At 58.3% G+C, this 22979-nt stretch carries 18 protein-coding genes and 2 pseudogenes; 11 read left to right on the top strand and 9 right to left on the bottom strand.

Annotation, left to right across the window (positions count from 1 at the left end; genetic code table 11):
• Positions 1–162 precede the first annotated feature (162 nt).
• From IPK32_22945 to IPK32_22930, 4 genes and pseudogenes are all read right to left on the bottom strand, one after another.
• Positions 163–1392, bottom strand: coding sequence for a radical SAM protein (locus IPK32_22945; protein MBK8094745.1), 1230 nt, complete (start codon positions 1390–1392; stop codon positions 163–165).
• Positions 1389–2495: pseudogene (locus IPK32_22940) on the bottom strand (radical SAM protein). The gene IPK32_22945 and the pseudogene IPK32_22940 overlap by 4 nt, the downstream one beginning before the upstream one ends.
• Before the next feature lie 127 nt (positions 2496–2622).
• A complete protein-coding gene (locus tag IPK32_22935; GenBank protein ID MBK8094744.1) occupies positions 2623–2910 on the bottom strand; it encodes a GYD domain-containing protein in 288 nt (95 codons plus the stop codon).
• A 122-nt stretch (positions 2911–3032) separates the two neighbouring features.
• On the bottom strand, positions 3033–3554 hold the full coding sequence (locus tag IPK32_22930; protein MBK8094743.1) for a heavy-metal-associated domain-containing protein: 522 nt from the start codon (positions 3552–3554) through the stop codon (positions 3033–3035).
• 61 nt (positions 3555–3615) lie between these two features.
• Between IPK32_22930 and IPK32_22925 the strand changes: the two genes are divergently transcribed.
• From IPK32_22925 to IPK32_22915, 3 genes are read left to right on the top strand one after another with little or no spacing between them, the layout of a single operon-like run.
• Positions 3616–6744 carry a hypothetical protein gene (locus IPK32_22925; protein ID MBK8094742.1) on the top strand — a complete coding sequence of 1043 codons (3129 nt, stop codon included), beginning with the start codon at positions 3616–3618 and terminating at the stop codon, positions 6742–6744.
• On the top strand, positions 6674–6949 hold the full coding sequence (locus IPK32_22920; GenBank protein ID MBK8094741.1) for a hypothetical protein: 276 nt from the start codon (positions 6674–6676) through the stop codon (positions 6947–6949). The genes IPK32_22925 and IPK32_22920 overlap by 71 nt, the downstream gene beginning before the upstream one ends.
• 20 nt (positions 6950–6969) lie before the next feature.
• A complete protein-coding gene (locus IPK32_22915) occupies positions 6970–9192 on the top strand; it encodes an FAD-dependent oxidoreductase (GenBank protein MBK8094740.1) in 2223 nt (740 codons plus the stop codon).
• Here the strand turns inward: IPK32_22915 and IPK32_22910 are convergent.
• Entirely contained in the window at positions 9186–10079 is an 894-nt protein-coding gene (locus IPK32_22910; GenBank protein ID MBK8094739.1) for a helix-turn-helix transcriptional regulator, read from the bottom strand. The two genes, IPK32_22915 and IPK32_22910, sit on opposite strands and share 7 nt — an antisense overlap.
• A gap of 99 nt (positions 10080–10178) precedes the next feature.
• Here IPK32_22910 and IPK32_22905 point away from each other — a divergent pair, with 99 nt between their 5' ends.
• Positions 10179–11036: a phosphoenolpyruvate hydrolase family protein gene (locus IPK32_22905; protein ID MBK8094738.1), complete on the top strand. Its 858-nt coding sequence runs from the start codon at positions 10179–10181 to the stop codon at positions 11034–11036.
• A 24-nt stretch (positions 11037–11060) separates the two neighbouring features.
• Here the strand turns inward: IPK32_22905 and IPK32_22900 are convergent, their stop codons facing one another.
• Positions 11061–11867, bottom strand: a complete 807-nt coding sequence (locus IPK32_22900) for an ATP-binding cassette domain-containing protein (GenBank protein MBK8094737.1) — start codon at positions 11865–11867, stop codon at positions 11061–11063.
• Positions 11868–11945: 78 nt separating this feature from the next.
• Between IPK32_22900 and ilvE the strand changes: the two genes are divergently transcribed.
• On the top strand, positions 11946–12833 hold the full coding sequence (ilvE, locus tag IPK32_22895; GenBank protein MBK8094736.1) for a branched-chain-amino-acid transaminase: 888 nt from the start codon (positions 11946–11948) through the stop codon (positions 12831–12833).
• Here the strand turns inward: ilvE and IPK32_22890 are convergent, their stop codons facing one another.
• Complete coding sequence (locus tag IPK32_22890; GenBank protein MBK8094735.1) at positions 12834–13802, bottom strand: chemotaxis protein CheW; 969 nt, start codon at positions 13800–13802, stop codon at positions 12834–12836. It abuts the gene before it with no gap.
• Between the two features lie 278 nt (positions 13803–14080).
• Here IPK32_22890 and bioA point away from each other — a divergent pair, with 278 nt between their 5' ends.
• The 4 genes and pseudogenes from bioA (at position 14081) to IPK32_22870 (ending at position 18088) form a co-directional block, all read left to right on the top strand.
• A complete protein-coding gene (gene bioA, locus IPK32_22885; protein ID MBK8094734.1) occupies positions 14081–15358 on the top strand; it encodes an adenosylmethionine--8-amino-7-oxononanoate transaminase in 1278 nt (425 codons plus the stop codon).
• A 52-nt stretch (positions 15359–15410) separates the two neighbouring features.
• Positions 15411–16301, top strand: coding sequence for a diacylglycerol kinase family lipid kinase (locus tag IPK32_22880; protein ID MBK8094733.1), 891 nt, complete (start codon positions 15411–15413; stop codon positions 16299–16301).
• 52 nt (positions 16302–16353) lie between these two features.
• Positions 16354–17142, top strand: a complete 789-nt coding sequence (locus tag IPK32_22875) for a sialate O-acetylesterase (protein MBK8094732.1) — start codon at positions 16354–16356, stop codon at positions 17140–17142.
• A gap of 61 nt (positions 17143–17203) precedes the next feature.
• A pseudogene (locus tag IPK32_22870) lies at positions 17204–18088 on the top strand (polyprenyl synthetase family protein).
• Between the two features lie 394 nt (positions 18089–18482).
• Here IPK32_22870 and IPK32_22865 read toward each other — a convergent pair.
• Entirely contained in the window at positions 18483–19763 is a 1281-nt protein-coding gene (locus IPK32_22865) for an SGNH/GDSL hydrolase family protein (GenBank protein ID MBK8094731.1), read from the bottom strand.
• 30 nt (positions 19764–19793) lie between these two features.
• Positions 19794–20867: a transposase gene (locus IPK32_22860; protein ID MBK8094730.1), complete on the bottom strand. Its 1074-nt coding sequence runs from the start codon at positions 20865–20867 to the stop codon at positions 19794–19796.
• Between the two features lie 153 nt (positions 20868–21020).
• Between IPK32_22860 and IPK32_22855 the strand changes: the two genes are divergently transcribed.
• The gene (locus IPK32_22855) at positions 21021–22304 is read left to right on the top strand and encodes an MFS transporter (GenBank protein MBK8094729.1); all 1284 of its coding nucleotides are present in this window, start codon (positions 21021–21023) and stop codon (positions 22302–22304) included.
• Positions 22305–22522: 218 nt separating this feature from the next.
• The gene (locus IPK32_22850; GenBank protein MBK8094728.1) at positions 22523–22960 is read left to right on the top strand and encodes an NUDIX domain-containing protein; all 438 of its coding nucleotides are present in this window, start codon (positions 22523–22525) and stop codon (positions 22958–22960) included.
• The last annotated feature ends 19 nt before the right edge of the window (positions 22961–22979 follow it).

Below are 22979 nucleotides of genomic sequence, written 5' to 3'. Positions count from 1 at the left end.
GACCGGTTCTCAAAAAGCCTGTCGCATTCCCGGCGGCGGGGTAGCCCCGCTGGCGGCGTCATTCGCTCCGCAGCCATGGTTCCAATGGCCTTGTCGCTCTTTCCTTGCCATCGGAGCCACCGCGCTCGCCGGTTGATTGCGACATTCTTTTCGAGAATCGGTCTAGCTCACTAGCTCCAGTCCGGTGCGCTCGGCAGCGGTGAGGTAGCAGCCGGGATCACTGCCCCAGAGGCCGCCGTGCTCGCCGTAGGCTGCGCGGGTGCGGAAGCCGCCACCGCAGATGCTGAACCAGCGGCAGTCGGCGCAGGGGCCGCTCATGCGGGATTGGCGTTCGCTCTGGGAGAGGCGGCCGATGCTGCGGATGTCGCGTAGGGTTTCGGCACTGGCTTCATTTTGCTCCTCCCAGATCTGGGAGAAGGGCATGCGCTTCACATTGCCGAGGGTGATGTCTTGCCAGAACTGGTCGGGGTGTACATTGCCCTGGGTGTCGATGTTTGCGATGCCGCGGCCGCTGCTGTTGGCACCGCCACCATTCCAGGAGAGCAGGCGGCGGGCTTCTTCCAGGTTCGGGTGGTTTTCCCGCTCCATGCGCAGGAGCAGGTAGGCACCATCTGCGGGGCCGGCCACGGTGAGGAGCTCACGGGTCACGCCCTGGGCGTGCCAGGCCTCCGTGCGGGCGATGAGCGTGTCTAGGGCGTATCGCGACTCCTCCGGTGTGAGCACTTGTAGGGAGGTGCCACGCCCAGCGGGCACCAGGTGGTAAAAGCACACGCGCTGGATTTGCTCCTGCTCGATGAAGTCGAGGATTTGCTCGATGTTCTGCACGTTGTGGCGGGTCAGGGTGAGGCGTAGGCCGGTTTTCTGGCCTACTTCATGGCAATTGCGGAAGCCACGCACCGCGCCGTCGAAGGCACCTTCTTTGCGGCGGAACTCGTCATGCACCGCGCCGATGCCATCGAGCGAGATGCCGACGTAGGCGACGTTTGCAGCCTTCAGCAGTGCGGCTTTTTCTGGGGTGATGAGGGTGCCGTTGGTGGAGATGGTCAGTTTCAGGCCGCCAGCGCTGGCTTTTTGCACGACGTCGAAAAAGTGCGGGTGGATGAGCGGCTCCCCGCCACTGAGGAGCAGGGAGGGTACTTGATAGGCGGAGAGATCGTCGATGACGGTCTCCATTTCCGGCCAGGTGAGCTCGCCAGGATAGTTTTGCGCGTTGGAGTCGGAGTAGCAGTGCACGCAGCGCAGATTGCAGGTGCGGGTGATGTTCCAGACGGTGATGGGGCGCCGCGTGCTGGCGGTATGGCCGCTGGGGTGGCCAGGGTGCTTGCCGGTGCCGTAGCGGAGGGCGTCGGCAGGCTGGGCTGTGCCGGTCCAGAGTTTGGTGATATTGATCATGATGCGAGGGTGGGTGGAATGGTGGGGTGTGTTGGTGAGGAGGAAAGGGATCGGGCAGTACCGCTGCCGGGCTGGTAGAGGCAGGCGGGGTCTTCGGCGAAAGGATCACCCGTGAGGCCATAGGCGCGGGCGCGGGAGCCGCCGCACACACTGCGAAACTCACAGCGACCGCATTTGCCGCCGAGGGCGTCATTATCCCGCAGTGAGACAAAGAGCGGGTGCCTGCGGTAAATGTCCGCTGGGTGCTCACTGCGCACATTGCCGCAGTCAAAGGGCAGAAAGCCGCTCGGTGATACGACTCCGGTGTGGGAGATGAACATGACGCCGCGTCCATCACGGATACCGAGCGGTGAGCGCATGCCAGGGCGCTGCTTGCCGGTGGTGGCACCCATTTTCTGGATGACTACACGGCGGAAGTGGTGCCCCTCGGTCGTTTTGATGGCAAAGGGTGCCTTTCCGACGAGTGCGGCCATGTCCTGGAAAACGCGCTCGATGTCGGCTGCGTCTGGCAGATCTGCGGCACCCGCACGACCGGTCGGCACCAGCAAAAACACGCTCCACATGGCCGGCTTCAGCTAAAACATGAGCTGCTTAAAGGCCTCGTACTCATGTAGATTGCCACGGGTGAGCGTGGTATTGATCTGCACGCTCAGACCTGCTGCATGCGCACAATGCACCGCTGCGATGGTGCGTATGAACGTGCCTGGGATGCCGCGGAAGGCATCATGCGTGCCGCGTGTGGCTCCATCGAGGCTCAGAGAGATGCGCTCGACGCCGGCAGCTTTGATTTGGTTAAAATCAGTATGCAGCAGCCGCTCGGTGGCGGATGGGCTGAGTCCGACATGCAGGCCCGCAGCGCTGGCCTCACGCACCAGATCGAGGCAGTCGCGGCGCATGAGCGGATCACCGCCTGTGAGAATGAGCATGGGAGGCCTCAGCTCGGCGAGCTGCTGGATGAGGCGGCTCGCCTCCGCACCATCTAGCTCATCTGGGTGGCGCTGTGCCTGTGCCTCTGCGCGGCAGTGGCGGCAGGCGAGGGCGCAGGAGCGTGTGATCTCCCAGAAGACGAGAAAGGGCCTCACATCGAAGCCATCATAACCCATCGAGTCCACACGGGACCACTCGGGATTCGTCAGAGCTGCATTCATGGTGTTGAAGTACGGGAGGATGGTGCCGGAACGCGGTCACACGCTGGGCAAGGCTGCGCCGATCTTGCGGCGCTCAGCTGCATCAGGATTTTAAAATGGTGGCAAAGTCCTTGTCCGTGAATGCCTGCATCGTCTCCGTGCGCACGTTGCCGCGAGAGGCCAGCTCGGCCAGCAGATGGAGGATCTGGTGCTCACTTTCGGCTTTGAGGATGAGGACGCCGTCGTAGCGGCCCAGGGTCCAGAATTGGCCTTCGACAGTGACGCCAGATTTCGCCGCTAGCTCATCAAAGGCATGAGCGCGGGAAGGGGACTCTTTGAGATGAAGAGAGCCTTTTTCAGTGAAGGAGAGCAGAGCGATGTAGCGGGCCATGGGCAGTAGTTGGGGTTTGTGTAAGCCCATAACGCCGCATCTGTGCCCCAGCGCCGTCCTGCCTTGGCATAGCCTGTGCGGTTCTTGAGCTAGACGGCCTGCTGCATCCCGCTGGGCATCTCTCACCCTTCTTTTTCCAGTGTGTAGGCCACGCCGAGTGGTTTGAGCGCTGCATCCAGCTGCGCGAGAGTCCAGCCGCGTGGGTCAGCTTTTTTTGCGTCCGCTTTCAGCTCATGAAAATGGATGGTGAGCTCACCTTTCGCTTTATCGGTCGTTTCTAGCCAGACGATGTCTTTCCACGCGGCGAAGGCGGCATCGACTTCGGACGCATGCGCGGCGTAGGTGGGCATTTTGAGCTTCAAAGTGGCCAAATAGGGCTGTCCATGCAGTGGGATGGCCTCACGCACGGCCTGGGCGATCTGGTGCTCTGTGAGCCGCTGCGCATCGTAGGTGACGTTCGCGTAGGCGTCGATGAGCTGGATCACGGTGGCGTCCTCCACGCCTTTGGTCTCTGTGATGGACTGCTGCACCATGTACACGCAGCTACCGCACTCGACCCCGGTGACATAAAAAGTACGCGTCACCGGCTGTGCGGCGTGGAGAGCCGTGTGGAGCAGGGTCAGGAGGCAGAGGAGTCGGCACATAGAGCGACATTCATACGCTCAGAGATTGCCAGTCGATCAAAGACCGCATAGCCTCGCGAGCATGGCCGAAAACTCCCGTGGCTCGATCTTCAGCTCCATCACACCGCAGCAAGTGCTGGCGATCCTGACGCTGATCAGCAGCACCGTGCTGCTCCAGTTTGAGCCGCTCCAGTCGCGGCGGGAGATGGATCGCGCCACCGCAGCCTCCACACCGGCGGATGATCATAAATTCCCCGCCTCGCATCTGGAGGACCCGCTCACGGCAATCAAGGCGCAGACGGTGAAGCACCCAGACGATGCCACCTTTGACCCGAAGCAGCACGTGAAGGCCCACACGCACTGGGGCTTCTTCATCGATCTGAAGGAGCGCATCTCCGCAGCCAGTCCGAATAGGCCCATGCAGCTCATCCTCGCCTACGTGCGCAGCGGTTGGGACATGCCCTCACGCGAGCAGCGTGAGCGTGGCCGACTGGCGGTGGTGTCTGCCCTGGCCTCCAGTGGCTATGTGCCAGAGGCCGAGCGGGCGATGGAGGTGCTGCGCCTCGCACCACCGACGGAGAAAATGATCACCGCAGGCCTCACCGCGCCGTGGGAACTGGGTAGCGACACGCATGATGTGCCCTTTGAGTGGTTCAAGCCCGTGCGCAACGGCACCTCCATCCTCCCACCTGCTGCCAATGGCGTGTGCGTGCTATGGCTGGACTCCACCGCCTTCACCAGCCCGCGCAATCCAGGTGCGCCGCTCAATTACCTGCGCCGCATGCTCCATGCCGTGCTCACGGGCCATCCGCGACCGCTGGCGAAGGCCGAGAGCGCAGAGGTGAATCCGAAGCGCATCGAGATCGCTGTGCTGGGGCCCAATAGCAGCGACAAACTGTCCACCTTCCTCAAGGAAGCCTATCTGCTCGACGATCAGCAGCAAAAGGGCCCCGTCGCACTCACTGAGCGACTCTGGCCGCATCCCGTGCGCATGTTTTCACCCTATGCCACAGCCTCTGCGGCGGGCCTCCTGCGCACGGCAGAAATCCCGCGCTTACGAGACAGCACCGCCGCCCAGGATGAGCAGCGCATCACCTCGCTCATGAGCAATGCACTCGCAGCGCATGAGCAGGCGGACTCCTTTCTGCGCATCCCGCTGGGGGATGATTATGTCGCCCAGGCCCTCGTCGATGAGCTCACGCGGCGCGGAGTCGATCTCTCACCTGCCGACTCGGCCAAGAGCGATCTGAAGAAAGGCGACATCGTGCTCATCTCTGAATACGACACCGGTTACGGCCGTGAGCTGCCCCTGAGCTTCCTCGCCGCCACATCGGGCAAGCTCGGTGGCAATGCGCTCAATCAACCTGGTGGCCGCTGGCACTGGACCAGCTTCACACGCGGCCTGGATGGCCGATTCAGCGCCGCAGCGGATGCCCCATCGGATAAAACCAGCGCCAGCGCTAGCAAGAGTGATGCACGCTCTGCCGCTGCAGCCGCCGAGGAGCCGCGTGGCATCCAGCAGCTCGATGCGCTGCGCCGACTCGCCTCCCAGCTCGAAGAACTCCACCGCGAGCGTCAGCGCCAGAATCTGCCCGGCATCGTCGCCATAGGCGTTCTCGGCGGGGATGTGTATGACAAGCTGGTCATCCTCCGCGCATTGAAGCCGCATCTGCCAGAGTCGCTGTTTTTCACCAACAATCTCGATACCTGGCTCTGGGAGCATGCGGAGCTGCCCTCCACGCGCAATCTCATCGTCGCCTCGCCCTTTGATCTGCGTCTGGGCGAGCGCTGGCAGGCGGGGAAGCCGCCCTTCCGCGATAGTTACCAGACCGCCGTCTATGCAGGCACACTCGCCGCCACACTCGGCAAGCAAGCACCCGAGTTCATCCAGCAAATCGCCCTGCTCGATGAAGACAGCAGCGTGCAGATGCAGCAGCGTATGCAAAGCGTGCGTCTCTTTGAAATCGGCCGCGAGCAGCCAGTGGATCTCTCCCTCCCGCCACCCGTCTTTGGGGATACTCGGCTCGATGATCCGCGGCAGCGCCTCCATCCAGATGCGAGCGCCGTCGTGCCGTTCTGGAGCCGTGTGGAGGCTGCGGGCTTCTTTTGGTATCTCGTGGCGCTGGTGAGCATCAGCTTCCTCATCTGGCTGATTCTCAGCAACATCCCCGCGCTGCGCCTCATGGCCGGTGAGCGACTCGCCAGCCTAGAGCAGACGCGGTTCCGCAGTTGGCTCAAATACCGCCTCTACGAGATCGTGCTCAATCCTGTGTGGGCACCGCTCATCCTCACAGGGGCCATTTTACTCGGCTACCGGCTGTGGACAAAGCAGCGCATGGGTGGTGAGCCCCTCTCACACATGGAGGGAGTGAGCTCCTGGCCGTTTCTCATGCTGAATCTCGCCGCCGTGGGCATTTCGCTCTATTTGATCCTCAAAGCGCTCGGCATCATCTGGCACGGAGAAGGCAGGCTGAAGCGAAAATACTTCCCGCATGAGCCAAACGAGCAAGTAGGCAAAAAACCGCCCCAAACACTGCTCCAGCGTGCCAAACGGCTCGCAGAGGGCCTCGTGCTCTTCTGGAACATCCCGAATATCGTGCGCAGCTCTGGCCGCGATGCGAATTTCGCCTTTGAAGACCGCAAAGGCGTCAATCCCGCGCTGCTCTGGTCCGCCTTCCGTCAGAGTAGCCGCATGCCCTGCCGTCTGCTGCGAGCTGCGGCCATCACCGCCGTGATCTGCTGGGGCATGATGGAGCTGCGCCGCATCTACCCGCTGCCACCCATGCCCGTGCGTGGCGCAGAGACTCGTGCGCTGTGTGAGGGGCTAGAGTTCTGGAGCGCGGCAGCCTTCATCTGGCTGGGCATGCTCGTCTTTGACACGCTGTGGCTGAATCGCATCTTCATCCACTGGATCAGGCGCGGCAAAAGCGACTGGCCAGATGCTCAACTAGCCCCGCATCTCAAACAGGGCTCTATGAGCGATCAGGTGTGTGATTTCCTCGATCTACGCATGGTCATGGACTGGACGCGTGATCTCGGGCGGCTCACAGCGCTGCCCTTTTATGTCCTAGCTATCCTGCTGCTGGCGCGGCTGGATTTCTTTGATGTGTGGCAGGTGCCGATCCATCTCGGAGCGGCTTTTGTACTCACCCTCTCCCTCGTCTTCACCGGCGCATTCCCGCGTCCATATCGCCGCACAGCGCCTGCGTGAGAAGGCCATCAAAAATCTCGACCGCAGCTATTCACCGCTGGCGGAGAATCCCGCCGCCGCCCGCTTGCATACGGAGTATGAATCGCTCTCTGAGGGTGCTTTTATGCCCTTTGGCAAGCAACCCGTCATGGAGGCGCTGTATTGGCTCGTCAGTGCTCTGAGCGTCACTGGGCTGTGGCAGGTCTTTGCACAGTTCGTGGGCTAAGAGCACGTTATTATCGACGCATGAACCGGCTGTTGCCCTTTTTCCTCATCCCATCCCTCCTCACTGCCTCTGTCATCGAGACGGATCTACTCATCGTCGGTGGAGATGAGTCCGGCTGCGCTGCTGCGGTGCAGGCTGCGCGGCTCGGAGTGAAGCGCATCGTGCTGGTCAATGACATCGACTGGCTCGGCGGCCAATTTTGCACCCAGGGAATCGGCCCCGTCGATGAATGGACTATCGTAAATGGCAAACGCACCGAATTCCCAGCCACTGGAGCCTTCGCAGAAATCCTGGAGCGCATGCATGCGCATAACCGCGCCGTGTATGGACTCGCCCAGCCCGGCAATGGCTGGTGCGGTAGCAATACCATCGAGCCAAAAGCAGCAGCGCGGATCTTTGATGACTGGATCGCGCCCTATGCGGCCCAGATCACCGTCTTGAAGGGCTGGGAGCCCACGAAGGTACTGGTGGATGGCGGCCGTGTCACGGGCGTGACCTTTCATCGGCAACAAGAGCCCGAAATGACGGTGAAAGCGGCGCTCACGGCCGACTCGACCGACTGGGGAGACATCATCCGACTCAGTGGCGCAGCCTACATGGCCGGGCCGGATTTAAAGAGCCGCTTCAGAGAGCCCAGTGCCCCCGAGTCGCTCGATCCCGGCGGCGAGCAGGAGATGAATCCCATCTCCTGGTGCCCACTGCTACGAGAGGCCGGTCAGGACAGCACCATCCCACAGCCACTGCGCTATGATGCCTATTCCTTTGCCGACTGGCAGAAGGCCCCGCCCTGGGTGGACTGGGATGGCAGTGGCGGTATCTACAACATGGCCGGCTGGTGCATCTACACCCACCGGCGCATGATCGACCGCTATCACCATCACCTCGCACCCGGCACGGAGGCCGTCGTGCTGAACTGGCCCGCGCAGGACTATCCACTCAGCACACTGCCGCAGCATGTGGTGGATGCATTGGAGACAAACGAGCAAGGTGCCTCAAAGAAAAACATCGTCGCCATGTCGCCTGTACAGCGCCGCATTGTCTTTGAAGACGCGAAACAGGGTGCGCTAGAGTTCGTCTATTGGCTGCAAACCGCCGCGCATGATCGCGTAGGCGACTTCCCGCAGTCCTTCCGCTACATGCGCCTGGCAGAGGATTATGGCACCACTGACCACCTGCCGCCGAAACCCTACATCCGCGAGGGTCTGCGACTCGATGCGCTCTACATCCTGCGTGAGCAAGATGTGCGCACCGAGGTAGAAAAGCCGCTATGGGCCAAGTCGATGCCTTGCGACGGCGTGTTCGGCTACCAGTTCAATATGGACTTCCATCCCACGCGGCGAAAATATCGCAGCAGCGGCGATACCACGCAGCCCTGGCAGCCGAAATTCTTCGGCTCACGGAATTGGAACGCACACAGCGACCGCGCCATGTTCCCCCTGCGTGGACTCGTGCCGGTGAAGATGGATGGCCTGCTCGGGTGCTCGAAAAACATCGGCGTGACCAGCATGGTGCAGTCCTCGCTGCGGCTGCATGGTCAGATGATGCACATCGGCAGCGCTGTGGGCACCGTAGCGGCTCTGGCACTGAAAAATGGCCTCCAGCCGCGTCAGATCGCCCTTTCGCCAAAACTCGTCCGGGAGGTGCAGCGCACGCTTTTGCGCCATCAGACACTCATCTGGCCCTGGCACGATGTACGGCCCTCTGAGGCCCATTTCGAGGCCGCGAACCTGCTCACACTGGCGGGGATCTGGCGTGCGGATGCGGACAATGTCTTCTTCCGGCCGGATCAAGCCGTCACGCGTCGTGAGCTAGCGGCGGCACTCGTCCGATTGATCCGTGGCATGCCGGAGGCGCGTGAATGGCCCGTCATCGTGGACAAACCGCGCTTCAGCGATGTGCCCACCGATGCTCCAGATCGTGTGTTCATCGAAACGATGATGACCTGGGGCGATTTCGGCCCACCGCAGCCCACCTTCCAGCCAGATGCGCCCGTCAGTTGGTCCACGCTCGATCGCTGGCTCTCTGCGCTGACGCTACCCCGCTTCAAAACACTCACCCATGCCAAAGTACAGGCCTTTCCGCTCACGCGGGCAGAATGCGTCGATTTCCTCTATCGCTTCCTCCAGCAACAGGGCGAGAATTTGCCCACCAGCTACGGGATCGACCCAGACGACGCGATGCCGCTCGATGCGGATAACGACAAAGTGCCCGACCGCTTGCAGCCACCCACACCACGTCAGTGACCGGAGCGGCTGCGGTGCTCACTCGGCCGCCAACCGATCCATTTTTTGAAGGTATTGCTGAACACGAAGGGGTTCTGGTAGCCTACTTCATGCGAGATCGTCTCTACTTTGAGCGAGGTCGTGGAAAGCAGCTCGGCCGCCTTCCGCATGCGTAGCCAGGTGACGTGATGCATCGGCGTGCGACCCAGTGTTTTCCGGCACAGGCGGCGCAGATGCTCCGTGCTCACATGGGCCTGCTGGGCCAGCTCATCGAGCGTCCAGTCCTGGCCCACATTCGCCGCCACACGCTCCCAGATACGGTGTAGGCGGTCATCCACCTGCCAGGGCTGCGCAAAACGCTCCATGTAATGCTGAATGAGCTCCACCCAGTGAAACATGGCCGCAGGCTTCCCACCGCCACTCACCGCCGCTTCGTCAATGAGGCCAGAGATCGCATTCCACAGCGCTTTGCCATCGAATGGGGCCATCAGCGGCGAGCTGCTGCTGAGGATGGGCTTTTGCTGTGGCTGCTGCTCATAGCGCACCCAGCAGCAGCGCCAGTCCTTCCCCGGAACTGCATGGAAGGCATTCATCATGAAGTGCGGCAGCGCTACGGCCATGCCCGCACTGCATTTCCTCCACACACCATCCACCAGCACGCGTCCCTCGCCCTCCACACAGGCTAAAAAGTACAATCCACCCTGATGCATGCGCACAATGCGATAAGGAGCCCGCGCCGTCATCACCCCCGTATGCGCGATCCGGTGCTGCGAGAGCAAACCACACACCGGAGAGCCCCGTAGCCACGCCCGCGCATCACGCGCATTCGCCCGCACCACGCGGTAATCCGTGTCAGGCCCATGCGTGTGGGTTTCGGATAGCTCTTGGATGGCAGATCGGGCGTGCATGGAGTCGGGATTGATGTTTGATGACATACGACTTCAATCACGGCCTGGCCTCGCGACAAAGCCAAATCATCCATCAAAACTCCTACCTCCTAACTCACCATGCCCAATCCCTGGACCGGAATCGGTAACCCCTACACGAAGCAAGAAGTCGTCGATCGGCTCAAAGCCACCCTGGCCAAAGGTGAGCCCATCATCGCCGCAGGGGCAGGCACCGGCATCAGTGCCAAATTCATCGAAAAGGGCGGCGCAGACCTCATCATCATCTACAACAGTGGTCGCTTCCGCATGATGGGCCACGGCAGCACCTGCGGCCTCATGGCCTACGGCGACGCCAACGCCATCGCCATGGAAATCGGCGAGTACGAGGTCCTCCCCGTCGTCAAAGAAATCCCCGTCGTCTGTGGTGTACACGCCACCGATCCGCGCCGGCGCATGTGGCACTGGCTCCAGCAGGTGAAGAACATGGGCTTCTCCGGCGTGAACAACTTCCCCACGCACTGCATCGTCGATGGCCACTTCCGTGGCGTGCTCGAAGAAACCGGCATGAGCGTGCAAAAGGAGTTCGAAATGGTCGGCCTCGCCACCAAGATGGACATGTTCAGCATCGTCTATGTCGCCACGCCTGAAGAAGCCGTGGAAATGGTCAAGAATGGCGCAGACGCCGTCATCGCCCACGTCGGCACCACCGTCGGTGGCAGCATCGGCGTGGTCAATGCCGTGGTGGACTGGGATTTCACCATCAAGCGCACCCAGGAGATCATCGACGCCGCTCGCAGCGTCAAAAAAGATGTCTTCACCCTCACCCACGGCGGCCCGGTGAACACCCCGAAGGACGTCGAGTTCATCCTCGGCAAAACCACTGCTGATGGCTTCGTCGGAGCCAGCAGCCTCGAGCGCATGGGCGTCGAAGACTCCCTCACCAGCCTCACCCGCGAGTTCAAAGCCGTGCGGCGCTGATCTAGTCACCCGCACAGCCACTCATCAAGCCAGTCGCAGCGCATAACGCTCACCATGCCGAGTGAGCTTTACCCTGGAGCCGTAAATCGTGCTCAGATTAGCGCTGGTGAGGATGTCGTGCTTCGGGCCAGTGGCGTGTACGCGTCCGTCCTTTAGCAAAAGGCAGTGAGTGATGGATGGGAAGATCTCCTCTACGTGATGCGTGACCATCACGAGGGAAGGGGACTGCGGTTTCGACGCAAGAGACTGCATCCACTGCAAATAATGCTCTCTCGCCACGGGATCGAGCCCCGCGCAGGGCTCATCCAGGATCAGCACCTTGAATTTTGCCATCAGCGCACGGCAAATCAGGACTTTCTGTTTTTCACCCTGTGAAAGCGGCCCCCACAGCGCCTCACGGAGATAATCACAGCCCACTTGCTTCAGCAGCCGCGCGGCTTCGCGACGCACAGCGGGGCTAGGCAGCTCGATGAGGTTCAGCTTTGCCTCACGGCCACTGGCGATGACATCGAGCACCGGCTCACCACTTTCCAAAAACGTCGTGAGTGTATTCGTCACCAAACCCACACGCCTGCGCACCTCACGCCAGTCATCATCACCAAAGACACTGTCACCGATGCGTAGCGTGCCGTCAGTAGCGCTATCGTATCCCGTGATCAGATTGATCAGGGAAGTCTTGCCACAGCCATTCGGGCCGAGAATGCACCAATGCTGACCTGGATCGACCCGCCACGAGATGCCCTTCAAAATAGGGCTTCCACGGCGGAAGGTGAGATCGGAGACTTCGAGGACGGGAGAGGGCATGGACGAGCACTTTCGGATCAAGGGCATAAAATGTCGAATGGTGAGTGATGCCAGTACCCGCTCCCGACTTGCAAAAGGGCCTCCTTTGTGGTTTGGAGCCGCCCCATGTCCCAAAACCTCCTCATCTGGCTCGACGGCAAACTTGTCCCTGAATCCGAGGCGAAGATCTCCGTCTTCGACCACGGCTTGCTCTATGGCGACGGGGTATTCGAGGGCATCCGCATCTACAACGGCCGCGTCTTTCGCCTCACAGAGCATCTTCATCGCCTCTATGACTGCGCCAAAGCCATCTGTCTGACCATCCCGATGACCTTCGAGGAGCTGGAAAAAGCCACTGTCGAAACCGTCGCTGCTAACAAGCTGCGGGATGGCTACATCCGCCTCGTCGTCACACGCGGTGTCGGCTCACTCGGCCTCAATCCATATCAGTGCCCCAAAGCCAGCGTCTTCATCATCGCCAGCACCATCACACTCTACCCGAAGGAACGCTACGAAAACGGCCTCCACCTCATCACCTGTGGCACCCGCCGCCCCAACAGCGCCGCACTCAGTCCGCAAGTGAAGAGCCTGAACTATCTCAGCAACATCATGGCCAAAATCGAGTGCATCCAAGCCGGCTGTGAAGAAGGCATCATTCTCAATGATCAGGGCTACGTCTCCGAGTGCACCGGCGACAACGTCTTCATTGTGAAAAACGGCAAAGTAAGTACTCCACCCGTCTCCGCCGGTGCCCTGGACGGCATCACACGCCGTGCCGTCATCGAATTGATCGTCGCCATGGGACTGCCCTTCGCGGAAACCAACATGACTCGTTTTGACATGTACACAGCCGATGAATGCTTCCTCACCGGCACCGCCGCAGAAGTCATCGCCGCAGTGCAATACGACCGCCGCCTCATCGGCGATGGAAAACCCGGCAAAATCACCAACGAGCTCATCACACGCTTCAAAGCACTCGCCAACAGTACAGGCACCCCAGTACCCTACACTTGATCATGGGTCTGCGCTCAGCGTTCGCAGCGTGTAAAACGATTCCTCCGTTCGTGGCATTCTCCGTGCCCCAGAGCGTCTTCGCGGGCTAAAACTCCCTCGTTGCCGCTCAAACACCTCCTCCACGAACTCTCGGCTCCCCAGTGCTGCCCCATCACTGAAATACCGCACTCGCTGCCGGATTAGTTCCTTCGCAGATAGCTTCCCACGCTCCAGTCGCACCTCTTGAGCCCTTTCCCGGCTCACCCCCCGGCGCAGCACCTCGCCCTCCGCATTTTTTTGCTCCACGGCCGTATCAAAAAGCATCTGCCGATAGCCCTCCGCCGCGCCCTGGCGTCTCCATCCATCCTCATCACGCCCTGTGACCCGACAGATGCCGCGCTGGCTCTCTCTGTTCCCACCAAGCGCCTCCGCGTAGCCACACCATCGATAGTCCTTCGGATCGCTCACGATGCCCGCCCGCACAGGATTCAAATCAATGTAAGCCGCCATCGTTAACAGCGGATCACCTTTGCCCTCCACCAGCACCGACTTGAACCGATCCATCCACAGCGTGCCCTTGCGCTCATGGCGCTTGTTATACCACCGGCTGAAGCGTTCTTTGACCTCCTTGATGAACACGGAGATGTCGCAAAAGCGCTTTTTGAGAGCCGCAATGCGGTTTTCAGCGAGGTGATGATGCCGCAGTCGTCGCCACTCAGCCAGTTCTGCCTGGAGCTGCTCAACGTAGCTTTTGCTGTAAAGAATTCGCAGGTGGCGCATGAGCTTTTGCTCACCATCCGCGCCCTCGAAGTGATCTTGGAGCCACGCCTTTTGATCAGGCACCTCAGCCAGCACATGGAAGTGATTTTTCATGATGCAGTAGGTGAGCACGCGCACGCCCGAGAACTCCGACAACCGCCAGAGAATGCGCCGGAGAGCCTCCTTCTCCACCGCATCGAAAGGCACCGCCCCACCGCAGGTGCGTGACATCGCATGGTAGCAATGCGAGCGATAGCCCCGCCCCCCGAGAATCCTCCGCCTCCGCCCCTTCCACCCTGTATCCCAAGGATAGAGCGAGGTCTTCGCATCCACTCCTACAAGTGAAGGGTCTCTAAGTGCCACAGCCATAATCTCCGTGGCCAAACCTCCCGCTGGATCCGCAACAAGACGCGCACCAGCATTCAGTTGTAGTTCAGTCGATGGCTCAGAAAGTCCTGTGGGCATCATCTAACATAACAGAAAGTCCCGCTTTGCAATTATATAATGACATGCATTATTTAAAAGTGACGACATCACTCCAAGCCCTGCCCCCCGTCCTTCGTTCGTGCGAAGAATTGGAAAAATGCCACTCTTGGCACCCTTTTACCCAAATGGAGGATTGGTGCGCAGCTGCACATGCTCCATTGATGATCGAAAAAGCACACGGTTGTGTGCTGCGCGATCAATGGGGACGTGAGTACTTGGATGGCAATGCATCCATCTGGACGAATATCCATGGCCATAATCACCCGACGATCAATTCAGCGATTGCTGAGCAATTGGGGAAGGTGGCGCACACTTCATTCCTTGGGCTTTCGCATGCGCCTGCGGCTCAGTTGGCATGTGAGCTTGTCAATTTGCTGCCTGGGGCAAAGCTAGAGCGGGTGTTTTTTTCGGATGATGGATCGACAGCCATCGAATGTGCGGTTCGCATGGCATTGCAGTTTTGGCGGCAAAATGGCAGCCCACAGCGTGACACGATTCTGGCTTTTGATCGTGCTTATCATGGAGACACGCTGGGTGCAGCGAGCCTAGGAGGCATCACCATGTTTAAAGGAAGCGCGAACCAGTTTGGTTATCAGGTGACACGGATTCAGAGTTTGGTGGATTTGATTCATCAGAATCCTGAACGAATCGCCGCGGTGATCATTGAGCCTCTTGTGCAAGGCGTGGCAAAAATGCGTCTGTGGCCGTCAGGAATGCTACGCGTGCTGCATGACTGGTGTGTTCAAAAAGATGTCTTTCTCATTCTCGATGAGGTGATGACGGGTTTTGGCCGTACAGGTAAGATGTTCGCCTGCGAACACGAAGGCGTTGTGCCAGATTTTCTCTGTCTAGCAAAGGGGCTAACGGGAGGTTATATGCCCTTGGCCGCGACGATGACGACTAAACGCGTCTTTGAGGGCTTTTTGGGTTCAGAAAAGACGTTCTTTTATGGCCATAGCTATACAGCGAATCAGCTCGGTTGCGCTGCCGCTTTGGGCAGTCTGCGAGTTTTTCGAGAGGAACATGTTTTGGAGCGGTTGGGGCCAAAAATTGCATTCTTCAGCGAATGCCTCGCGGAACTAAAAATGGCACCAGGAGTCACCGAGGTGCGGCAGCTTGGTTTGATCGCCGGTATTGATATCGAAGGACCAGAGGGCACTGGGGCAAAAATATGTCTAGCTGCCCGTGAGCATGGCTTGCTTACGCGTCCGATTCAAAACACGATTGTCCTCATGCCTCCGCTTTGTGTGACATTGGATGAATTACGCCAGATGGTGGATGCTGTGCGTCGATGTTTGTGACAAAACCGTGCTGGCGTGGCAGTGCGATGCATGCCAAGCATCGGGCTTCTTCATGCCCATTCCTATCATCATGAACCCCGCGGCCCGTAGCACAAAAGCTGCGTCTTTGGAGCGATTGATTCGTGAATTGGAGCCCATGCCGGAGGTGCATCTGACGCAGGGGCCAGGGGATGCGAATGATATTGCGGAGCGATTGGCCGAACAAGGGCATGCTGTGATCGTGGCTGCGGGAGGTGATGGGACGATGAATGAGGTTCTTCAGGGCATTTGTCGGGCGAATTCTCGTCGGCCGCCCGGGGAGCGCCACACGGCACTCGGAGTACTGCCGTTGGGCACGATGAATGTCTTTTCCGTGGAATTGGGATTACCTAGTAAAGCTATTGCTGCTTGTTGGCAGCAGATCACGGCTGGAACTCGACGCCAGATAGATCTGTGGATGGCAGATGAGCACTATTTTGTTCAGCTAGGGGGGGCTGGACTAGACGCTCAGATCGTGCGTGATACGACATGGGAGCAAAAGAAAAAGTTCGGCCCGCTGAGTTATGTGATAAGTGCGGTCAATGTGCTGCTACGCCCACCACCGACTCTGAGTGTACAAATCCCAGGCAAGTCGCCGCTGCTGGGCACAGTTGTCTTGTTGGGCAATGGACGTCATTATGGCGGACCTTTCCCACTTTTCCGCGATGCGTCGAATACTGATGGGTTGCTGGATTTGATCATTTTTCGCGGACTCGGTGGCATGGAGTTTTTGCAGTTGTTGCGTGGTATGTTGTTGGATGGTTACCAGCAGCGTGAGTATCTTGATTACATTCAGGCAGATGAGTTCACGATCTCTTGTATGGAAGAGGAAATGCCCTTGGAGCTTGATGGCGAACTGGTTTCCACTACCAAGGGGCCTGTGACGATCCGTAAGGCTGCTTTTCCGCTCATTGTTGCGGTTTGACCGGAGAGGATGTGATCTTCTCCCTCGTTCTCACGTTTAACATCGACTCGTCATGATCCGCGCCATTTCTTACCTCTGCATTGCTCTTGTCTCCTCGTTGGTGTTTGCCCAGGATGCCGTATTGCCGCCGAAGGAGCAGTTTCACCTTTTCCTGTTGGTTGGGCAGTCAAACATGGCAGGGCGTGGAACGGTAGAGGATCAGGACCGCGTCCCACACGCTCGCATCCTGATGATGAGCAAAGAGGGCGATTGGGTGCCAGCGGTCGATCCGATGCACTTCGACAAGCCTTCGGCTGGAGTCGGCCTTGGTAGGTCCTTTGCGCAAATCATGATGGAGGCGACGCCAGGTGCTACGATCGGTCTGATCCCATGCGCCGTGGGGGGATCGCCCATTGACGCGTGGAGGCCGGGTGAGTTTTATGCTCCGACGAAGTCGCACCCTTGGGATGATATGCAGCGCCGCGTCAGCGCAGCGATGAAGGTGGGCACCTTGAAGGGCATCCTCTGGCATCAGGGAGAGGCTGATTGCAAACCGGAGTTGGCCCCCAGCTATGAGGCGAAGCTGCACGATCTTATAGCTCGCATGCGCTCATTAGTGGGAGAGGCGGAAGCTCCATTCCTAGCCGGGCAGATGGGGAAGTTCGAGGATGTGCCATGGAGTGCCGATCAGAGACTAGTGGACTCCGTTCATCAGTCTTTGGTGGGAAAAGTCCCCCACACGTCTTTCGTCAGCGCAGAGGGCTTGAAACATAAAGGTGATAAAATCCACTTCGACTCTGCTTCTTATCGTGAACTGGGCAAACGCTACGCGGCGTCCTTCTTGAAGATGTGTGGTAAATAAAGCCGTGTAGAGATATGCGCTCGCCAAGGCGTAAAAAATCGGCATTTGGGAACATTCTCTCATGACTGATCTCAAAACCTACCTCGCTGAACGCTGCCAGCTTATCGATGCTGCACTAGACCGCTGCATGCCGAACGGTGAAACGCGTCCTTGCTCGTTACACAAGGCCATGCGCCACAGTGTTTTCGCTGGGGGCAAGCGCCTGCGGCCCATCCTGACACTCGCGGCGGCAGAGGCCTGCGGCGGGGGGCTGGAGAATGCCATGCATAGTGCCTGTGCGGTGGAGTGTCTGCATACTTACTCGCTTATTCATGACGATTTACCCTGCATGGATGATGATGACATACGGCGTGGAGTGCCGACATGCCACATTGTTTATGGGGGAAGCGGTGGCATTGCTCGCTGGCGATGCACTCCAAGCTCTCGCCTTTGAGCTGACTGCGCGGACAGAATCCACAAGCCGTCATAGTGCGGCGAGCATGGTTGCGGAGCTCGCACGCACGGCGGGCAGTCTCCATCTCGTGGGGGACAGGTTGCTGATCTCGAGGGCGAGACGAAAAAGCTCCCATTGGAGGAGTTACGTTTCATTCATGAGAACAAAACGGCAGCATTGCTTACTGCCAGCGTGAAACTTGGTGCGATGAGTGCTGATGCGACCACGCAGCAGCTCCAGGCCCTACATGACTTTGGCATGGCCACTGGACTGGCTTTTCAAATCATCGATGACATCCTCGATGTGACGCAAACGAGTGAAAAGCTCGGCAAAAGCGCAGGCAAAGATTTAGAGAGCGAAAAGAGCACCTATCCTGCCCTCCTGGGGCTAGATGCCTCTCGTGCAGAAGCCCGTCGGCTTACCACCATTGCTCATGAGGCGTTGCAGGTTTTTGGTTCAAATGGTCTGAGATTGCGTGAACTCGCAGACTACCTGCTCAATCGAGATTATTGAGCGCTGTTTGCTAACTTCGCGATTCCGAACAGGTATGCTTCCAGCATGATAGCTCGATTCTATGCCTGTTTGCTATTGGGTTCTCTTAGAGCCAGAGCTGCTCTCTCACGCCTTCAAATGCATCCAATTTATAGAAGCGAGCCGCTGTCACCCGATTGATTCCAGATTTGATCGTGCGAGGTCAGGAAAGGAAACATTCACGAAGGAGAAGCACGGATTCGAGCTCTTTAAGACGGAGTAGGAGCCACGCATGGGGCAAAAATGAGCGGACTGTTTTCACTACTATGAGGAGCCGTATTCACGGATCATTCCTTTCATAACAACGGGCTCGCCAGCTATGAGCCAGACTCCGCGTCACTCTTGATGAACGTGACATGCAAAAAATGAGCGGACTCTACTCCACAAGGTCCCCTACAAGCATGATGGCGCCTGGATAAAATGCACGGCCTTCAAAGCGCTCGGGTTTGTCGATTTTGTTGCCGTTTTTCTCAAGGATCTTAGCCTTATCTGGTTGGTGTGGATGAATATCAATCCTCACCGTGTGAACCGTGTCGGCCATGTCACTACCAATGCTGAGTGAGGCTAGACGATGGTAAGTACAGTAAGCGTCGATACGCGGCACCACTTTCGCAGGAAGATCATCGACGGTGATAATCACCTGCCCACAATCTGGCCCGATGATGTCATAAATGGAGCAACGCGTACCTTTGAAACGAAAGCTCAATGAGTCTCCAGGCTTCGTGGCTTTATATAACGTGTTCATGCGGTTGCTCCAGCGCTTTGCAAACTCAGTTGGGGCAGGCTGAATGCCGCCAGAAAGCCTTGCGGCTGTTATAGGCAGCATTTTCGCGTGTTCGTAGTTCGTAGCAGTGAATGGCGCGGCAAGCTTATGAGGCTCTACTGGGCTCGAAGATTTCTGGATCAAATCAAATGAGCGAATAATTGCCCCAAGATAAAGCTCATGGCCTGTTTCGATATGAGGATGCACACCATCCGGGGCAAAGACGAACTTATCTCCAAGAGCCTTTTTTTCGTCGTCGGTCTTTGGTAGATTCGCCTTCCACTCGAGTTTCCCATCCTTCGCCAAACGTGCTACTTCCATTCCCATGTGGATCGTCGGTATGCCGTAATAGTCCGCGACCTTTTCCATCGCACTGGCACTTCGCTGAAATTTCCCCTCCAGCATTGCTGGGACCAGTGCCTCCGTGATCGTATAGACAAAACAGATGTCACATTCTGGCAACGTCCGCCAAGTCTGCCGCACAATCCCTTCCATGCAGCGATGAATCTGCTCGGGTGCTGCGCCGCCATCATTCACTGCAAACTCGACGAAAAGCAGGTCTGGTTTGTGATCGAGCACATCCTGTTTTAACCGGAAGACCCCCAAGTCCGAACCCGTGCCACCAATTGCCGCGTTGATTTCGGAAAAGCGAGCTTGTGGCCATAGCTTTTGAAAATGAGCCAACGATTTTGGGCGCCATCCTTGCTGAGCCGTGATGGAACCGCCCAGATAACCAACTTTTATTTGAGAACCCGACTTTGAGGCCTTCGACAAAAAGTTTGGCAGTCCAGAGCGAGGACGACACTCCTGGGCTGGCACAAGTGCATCCTCCGCATACGTGGAGTGAGCTGAAAAACCAGCCAACAGGGCAATAAGAGCGAAGAGAGTCTTCATCTGCCCTATTCATAGAAAGCACGTCCACGATCAACTCGAACCTTTACGGCCAAACACATCCACCCGGAGATCACGCAGAGTGTGCAGGCCCACCTCTCGCTCCAAGCCACGCGCCGCACGCGCTCCATCCTTCCGCCTCACCCCAAATCGTCTGCGATGTGCCTTAAATATCGCATTCACGAACTCCTTGCCCCCGATCACCGCTCCATCCGTAAAGTAGCGCATCCGGCACCTCAGCGCCTCTGCCACCGGCAGCCGTCCGCCGCTCTCCATCACCGCACGGCGATCGGCCTCGCTGATCGCTCCCTTTTTAGTGCCATCCGCATTCACCCGCGACGTCACGCCCCAGTTAAACAACAACCGCCGATAATGCTCCAGGCACCCATCCTCCGGCTTCAATCCCTCCAACTGCGCCCGCGCGGCCACCTCGATCCCTGCTCGTGCCATCTTCACCCCCGCCACCGCCTGCGCATACCCGCACCACCGGTAGTCCTTCGGGTCCGTCACGAGCTTCGCCCGCACGGGATTCAAATCCACATACGCCGCCACCATCGCCAGAGGTGCTCCGCTTCCCTCCACTAGGGTGCTCTTATATCGCTCCTCCCATAAGGTGCCTTTACGCTCATGCTTCTTATTGAACCACTGCGTGAAGCGCTGCTTCAGCGACTTCATAAAGAAACTGATATCCCACATCCGTGCAGTGAAGCCATCAATGATCTTCCGTGCCTCCTCATGCGCTCCAATCTGGTGAAAATGCGCCACCTCTGCCCGCACTGAATGGGCGACATTTCGGCCAAAAGCTGCCGCAACAATCCCTAGCACCTCCTCCTCAGTCGGCAGCACCTCCGGCCTGCGAGGAACCTCGACGAGAACATGGAAGTGATTCGAGAGCACACAAAAAGTCACCACGCGCACCTGGCAGAGCTTTTCATACATGCGCATGAAGCCCACGAACATCTCACGCTCGGTCTCCTGGAGCCGAAAAGCGCGATCCACCACCCGGGAGACGCAGTGGTAGTAAGCGATGGGGTGGTGTTTCGGAGCCTTGAGGCGGGCCTGACGCATATGGCCGAGGGTGAAGCGGGCTCGATAGAGCGCAAGCATATTCTGATAAAAGGACTGACCTTTTGTTGGTACGGTTATCATCTTGGCTTAGTTGGTTCTCTTCACGAAAGGTAGGCTCTTTGGCTTTTCGAGTTTCCCGCTATCGTTGCGCTATTGTTGAGGCTGTCTCGTTTTTAACTTTTCTCTTTTCTCATGGGCATCAAACACGTTTCACTTTCTTCCGATTCGTCGGGGGCTTCTGGGGCTTCGCCGGGGCGTCTTGCGTGGACGGTGGTGGCGTTGCTGTTCCCGGTGGCGTTGCTGAACTACTTGGACCGGCAGATGATTGCTTCGATGAAGACTTCTGTGATGGCGGATGTTCCTTCTATCGGTAGCGAGGCGAACTGGGGGTATATGTTGGGGCAGTTTAAGTGGGTGTATGCGGTGTTTAGCCCGATCGGTGGTTATATCGCAGATCGTTTTAGCCGAAAGTACACCATTTGTGGCAGTCTGTTTCTTTGGTCGGTGATTACGTGGCTTACTGGGCAGGCGCAGGATTATCAGCAGCTTCTATGGGCTCGTACGGCGATGGGAGTGAGTGAGGCTTTTTATATTCCGGCGGCGTTGGCGTTGATTGCGGATTTTCATGTGGGCGGGACTCGCTCCCGGGCTGTGGGGGTGCATCAGACAGGGATTTATTGCGGGGTGATGATTGGAGGTTTTGCGGGGTATGTGAATGAGTGGCCGGATTTTGGTTGGAGGGGGGCTTTCGATTACACGGGGCTGGTGGGCATTTTGTATGCGGTGCCCTTGCTCTTGTTGCTGAGGGATGCGCCGCGTGTGGTTGCACAGGGTATGGAGAGGCCGGGAGTCGTCTCTGCTGTGCGTGAGCTGATGACAAACCGTGCCTTTCTTCTGCTGGTGGTCTATTTCACTTTGCCGGCTCTAGCAGCGTGGGTGGTGCGTGATTGGATGCCTGCGATTTTGCAGAAGGAGTTTAATATCAGCCAGGGGAAGGCGGGGGTTTCTGCGGCGCTTTATTGGCAGGCGGCGGCTTTGTGCTCTGCGATGCTGGGGGGCTGGCTGGCGGATCGCTGGATGCGAAAATCACCGCAGGGGCGTGTCTATGTCAGTGCTATGGGCATGCTCTTGATTGTGCCTGCGCTGTTTGGCGTGGGGAATGCGCCTGCTTTACATTCTTTCGGTCTGGCAATCGTGTCGCTGGTGCTTTTTGGGATCGGGTGGGGTTTTTTTGATGGCAACAATATGCCGATTCTCTCGCAGATCACGCGTCCGGAATTGCGTGCGACGGGATATGGCATCATGAATTTCGTTAGCATGAGTTGCGGGGGGCTCGCGGATTGGGGATTTGGTGTTCTGAATGACAACCAGGTGCCGCTGAATGTGAGTTTCGGTGTGTTTGCCGGTCTATGTGTGATTTCGGTGGGCATTGTGCTCATGATTCGCCCGCGTGGGGTGGAGGGGGCGCAGGGCTGAGGAGTATCGGTGCATGTCTGTAGGGCGGCCGATCTAGCGGGGATCGTTTTCTGTTGGGTAAACCATTCCCTTTTTCAGAAGCGTTTTGTCTAAATCTGTGCGAGTGGCTGCCGGATATGCCCAGACCATTTTTATACTGCTCCGACTGCGGGGCGGCAGAGCCACGCCAGGTGAGTGAGCGCGAGTTTCGCTGCGTTGCCTGTGAGTATCGGCACTTTGTGACGCTTATCCCTGCGGCTGTCGCGGTCGTGCAAGATGCTGAGGGGCGTGTGCTGATTATCCGACGTGCTATTCAGCCCGGTTTGGGCATGTTGGGGTTACCCGGTGGAGTGATCGAAGCTGACGAGACGGGAGAAATGGCCGCTGCACGCGAAACACGCGAGGAATGTGGTATCGACATCTCACCGAAGGAGTTTCGTTACCTTGGCACCGTGAACAATCGCTATGACTTTCAGGGGTATATTTGGCCGACGATTGATCTCGTGTATTCTGCACGAGTGCAGAGTTTTGATACGGTTCGTGCTGACCCGACAGAAGTGCAGGAATGGTTCGCTCTGGCACCCGAGGCGGTGCCGTTTGATGAATTTGCCTTTTGGTCGAATGCGGAGGCGGTGCGGATGCTGCGCTCCTCTCCCCCTGCTTTTATTTCTGATTGACCTTTCTTTGTAAATCCGG

The organism is Verrucomicrobiaceae bacterium, from assembly GCA_016713035.1.
Taxonomy (GTDB): domain Bacteria; phylum Verrucomicrobiota; class Verrucomicrobiia; order Verrucomicrobiales; family Verrucomicrobiaceae; genus Prosthecobacter.
Note: the sequence above shows the minus strand (reverse complement) of the source record. Positions and strands in the feature narration are given on the sequence as shown.

Excerpts from the sequence above, each read along its gene's own strand:
- IPK32_22935 (MBK8094744.1), bottom strand. The coding sequence starts at position 2,910 with ATGGCCCGCTACATCGCTCTGCTCTCCTTCACTGAAAAAGGCTCTCTT.
- IPK32_22900 (MBK8094737.1), bottom strand. The coding sequence starts at position 11,867 with ATGCCCTTGATCCGAAAGTGCTCGTCCATGCCCTCTCCCGTCCTCGAA.
- IPK32_22930 (MBK8094743.1), bottom strand. The coding sequence starts at position 3,554 with ATGTGCCGACTCCTCTGCCTCCTGACCCTGCTCCACACGGCTCTCCAC.
- IPK32_22875 (MBK8094732.1), top strand. The coding sequence starts at position 16,354 with ATGATCCGCGCCATTTCTTACCTCTGCATTGCTCTTGTCTCCTCGTTG.
- IPK32_22865 (MBK8094731.1), bottom strand. The coding sequence starts at position 19,763 with ATGAAGACTCTCTTCGCTCTTATTGCCCTGTTGGCTGGTTTTTCAGCT.
- IPK32_22855 (MBK8094729.1), top strand. The coding sequence starts at position 21,021 with ATGGGCATCAAACACGTTTCACTTTCTTCCGATTCGTCGGGGGCTTCT.
- IPK32_22905 (MBK8094738.1), top strand. The coding sequence starts at position 10,179 with ATGCCCAATCCCTGGACCGGAATCGGTAACCCCTACACGAAGCAAGAA.
- IPK32_22890 (MBK8094735.1), bottom strand. The coding sequence starts at position 13,802 with ATGTCACGCACCTGCGGTGGGGCGGTGCCTTTCGATGCGGTGGAGAAG.
- IPK32_22925 (MBK8094742.1), top strand. The coding sequence starts at position 3,616 with ATGGCCGAAAACTCCCGTGGCTCGATCTTCAGCTCCATCACACCGCAG.
- IPK32_22860 (MBK8094730.1), bottom strand. The coding sequence starts at position 20,867 with ATGCTTGCGCTCTATCGAGCCCGCTTCACCCTCGGCCATATGCGTCAG.
- IPK32_22945 (MBK8094745.1), bottom strand. The coding sequence starts at position 1,392 with ATGATCAATATCACCAAACTCTGGACCGGCACAGCCCAGCCTGCCGAC.
- IPK32_22880 (MBK8094733.1), top strand. The coding sequence starts at position 15,411 with ATGCCCATTCCTATCATCATGAACCCCGCGGCCCGTAGCACAAAAGCT.
- ilvE (MBK8094736.1), top strand. The coding sequence starts at position 11,946 with ATGTCCCAAAACCTCCTCATCTGGCTCGACGGCAAACTTGTCCCTGAA.
- IPK32_22915 (MBK8094740.1), top strand. The coding sequence starts at position 6,970 with ATGAACCGGCTGTTGCCCTTTTTCCTCATCCCATCCCTCCTCACTGCC.
- IPK32_22910 (MBK8094739.1), bottom strand. The coding sequence starts at position 10,079 with ATGCACGCCCGATCTGCCATCCAAGAGCTATCCGAAACCCACACGCAT.
- bioA (MBK8094734.1), top strand. The coding sequence starts at position 14,081 with ATGCATTATTTAAAAGTGACGACATCACTCCAAGCCCTGCCCCCCGTC.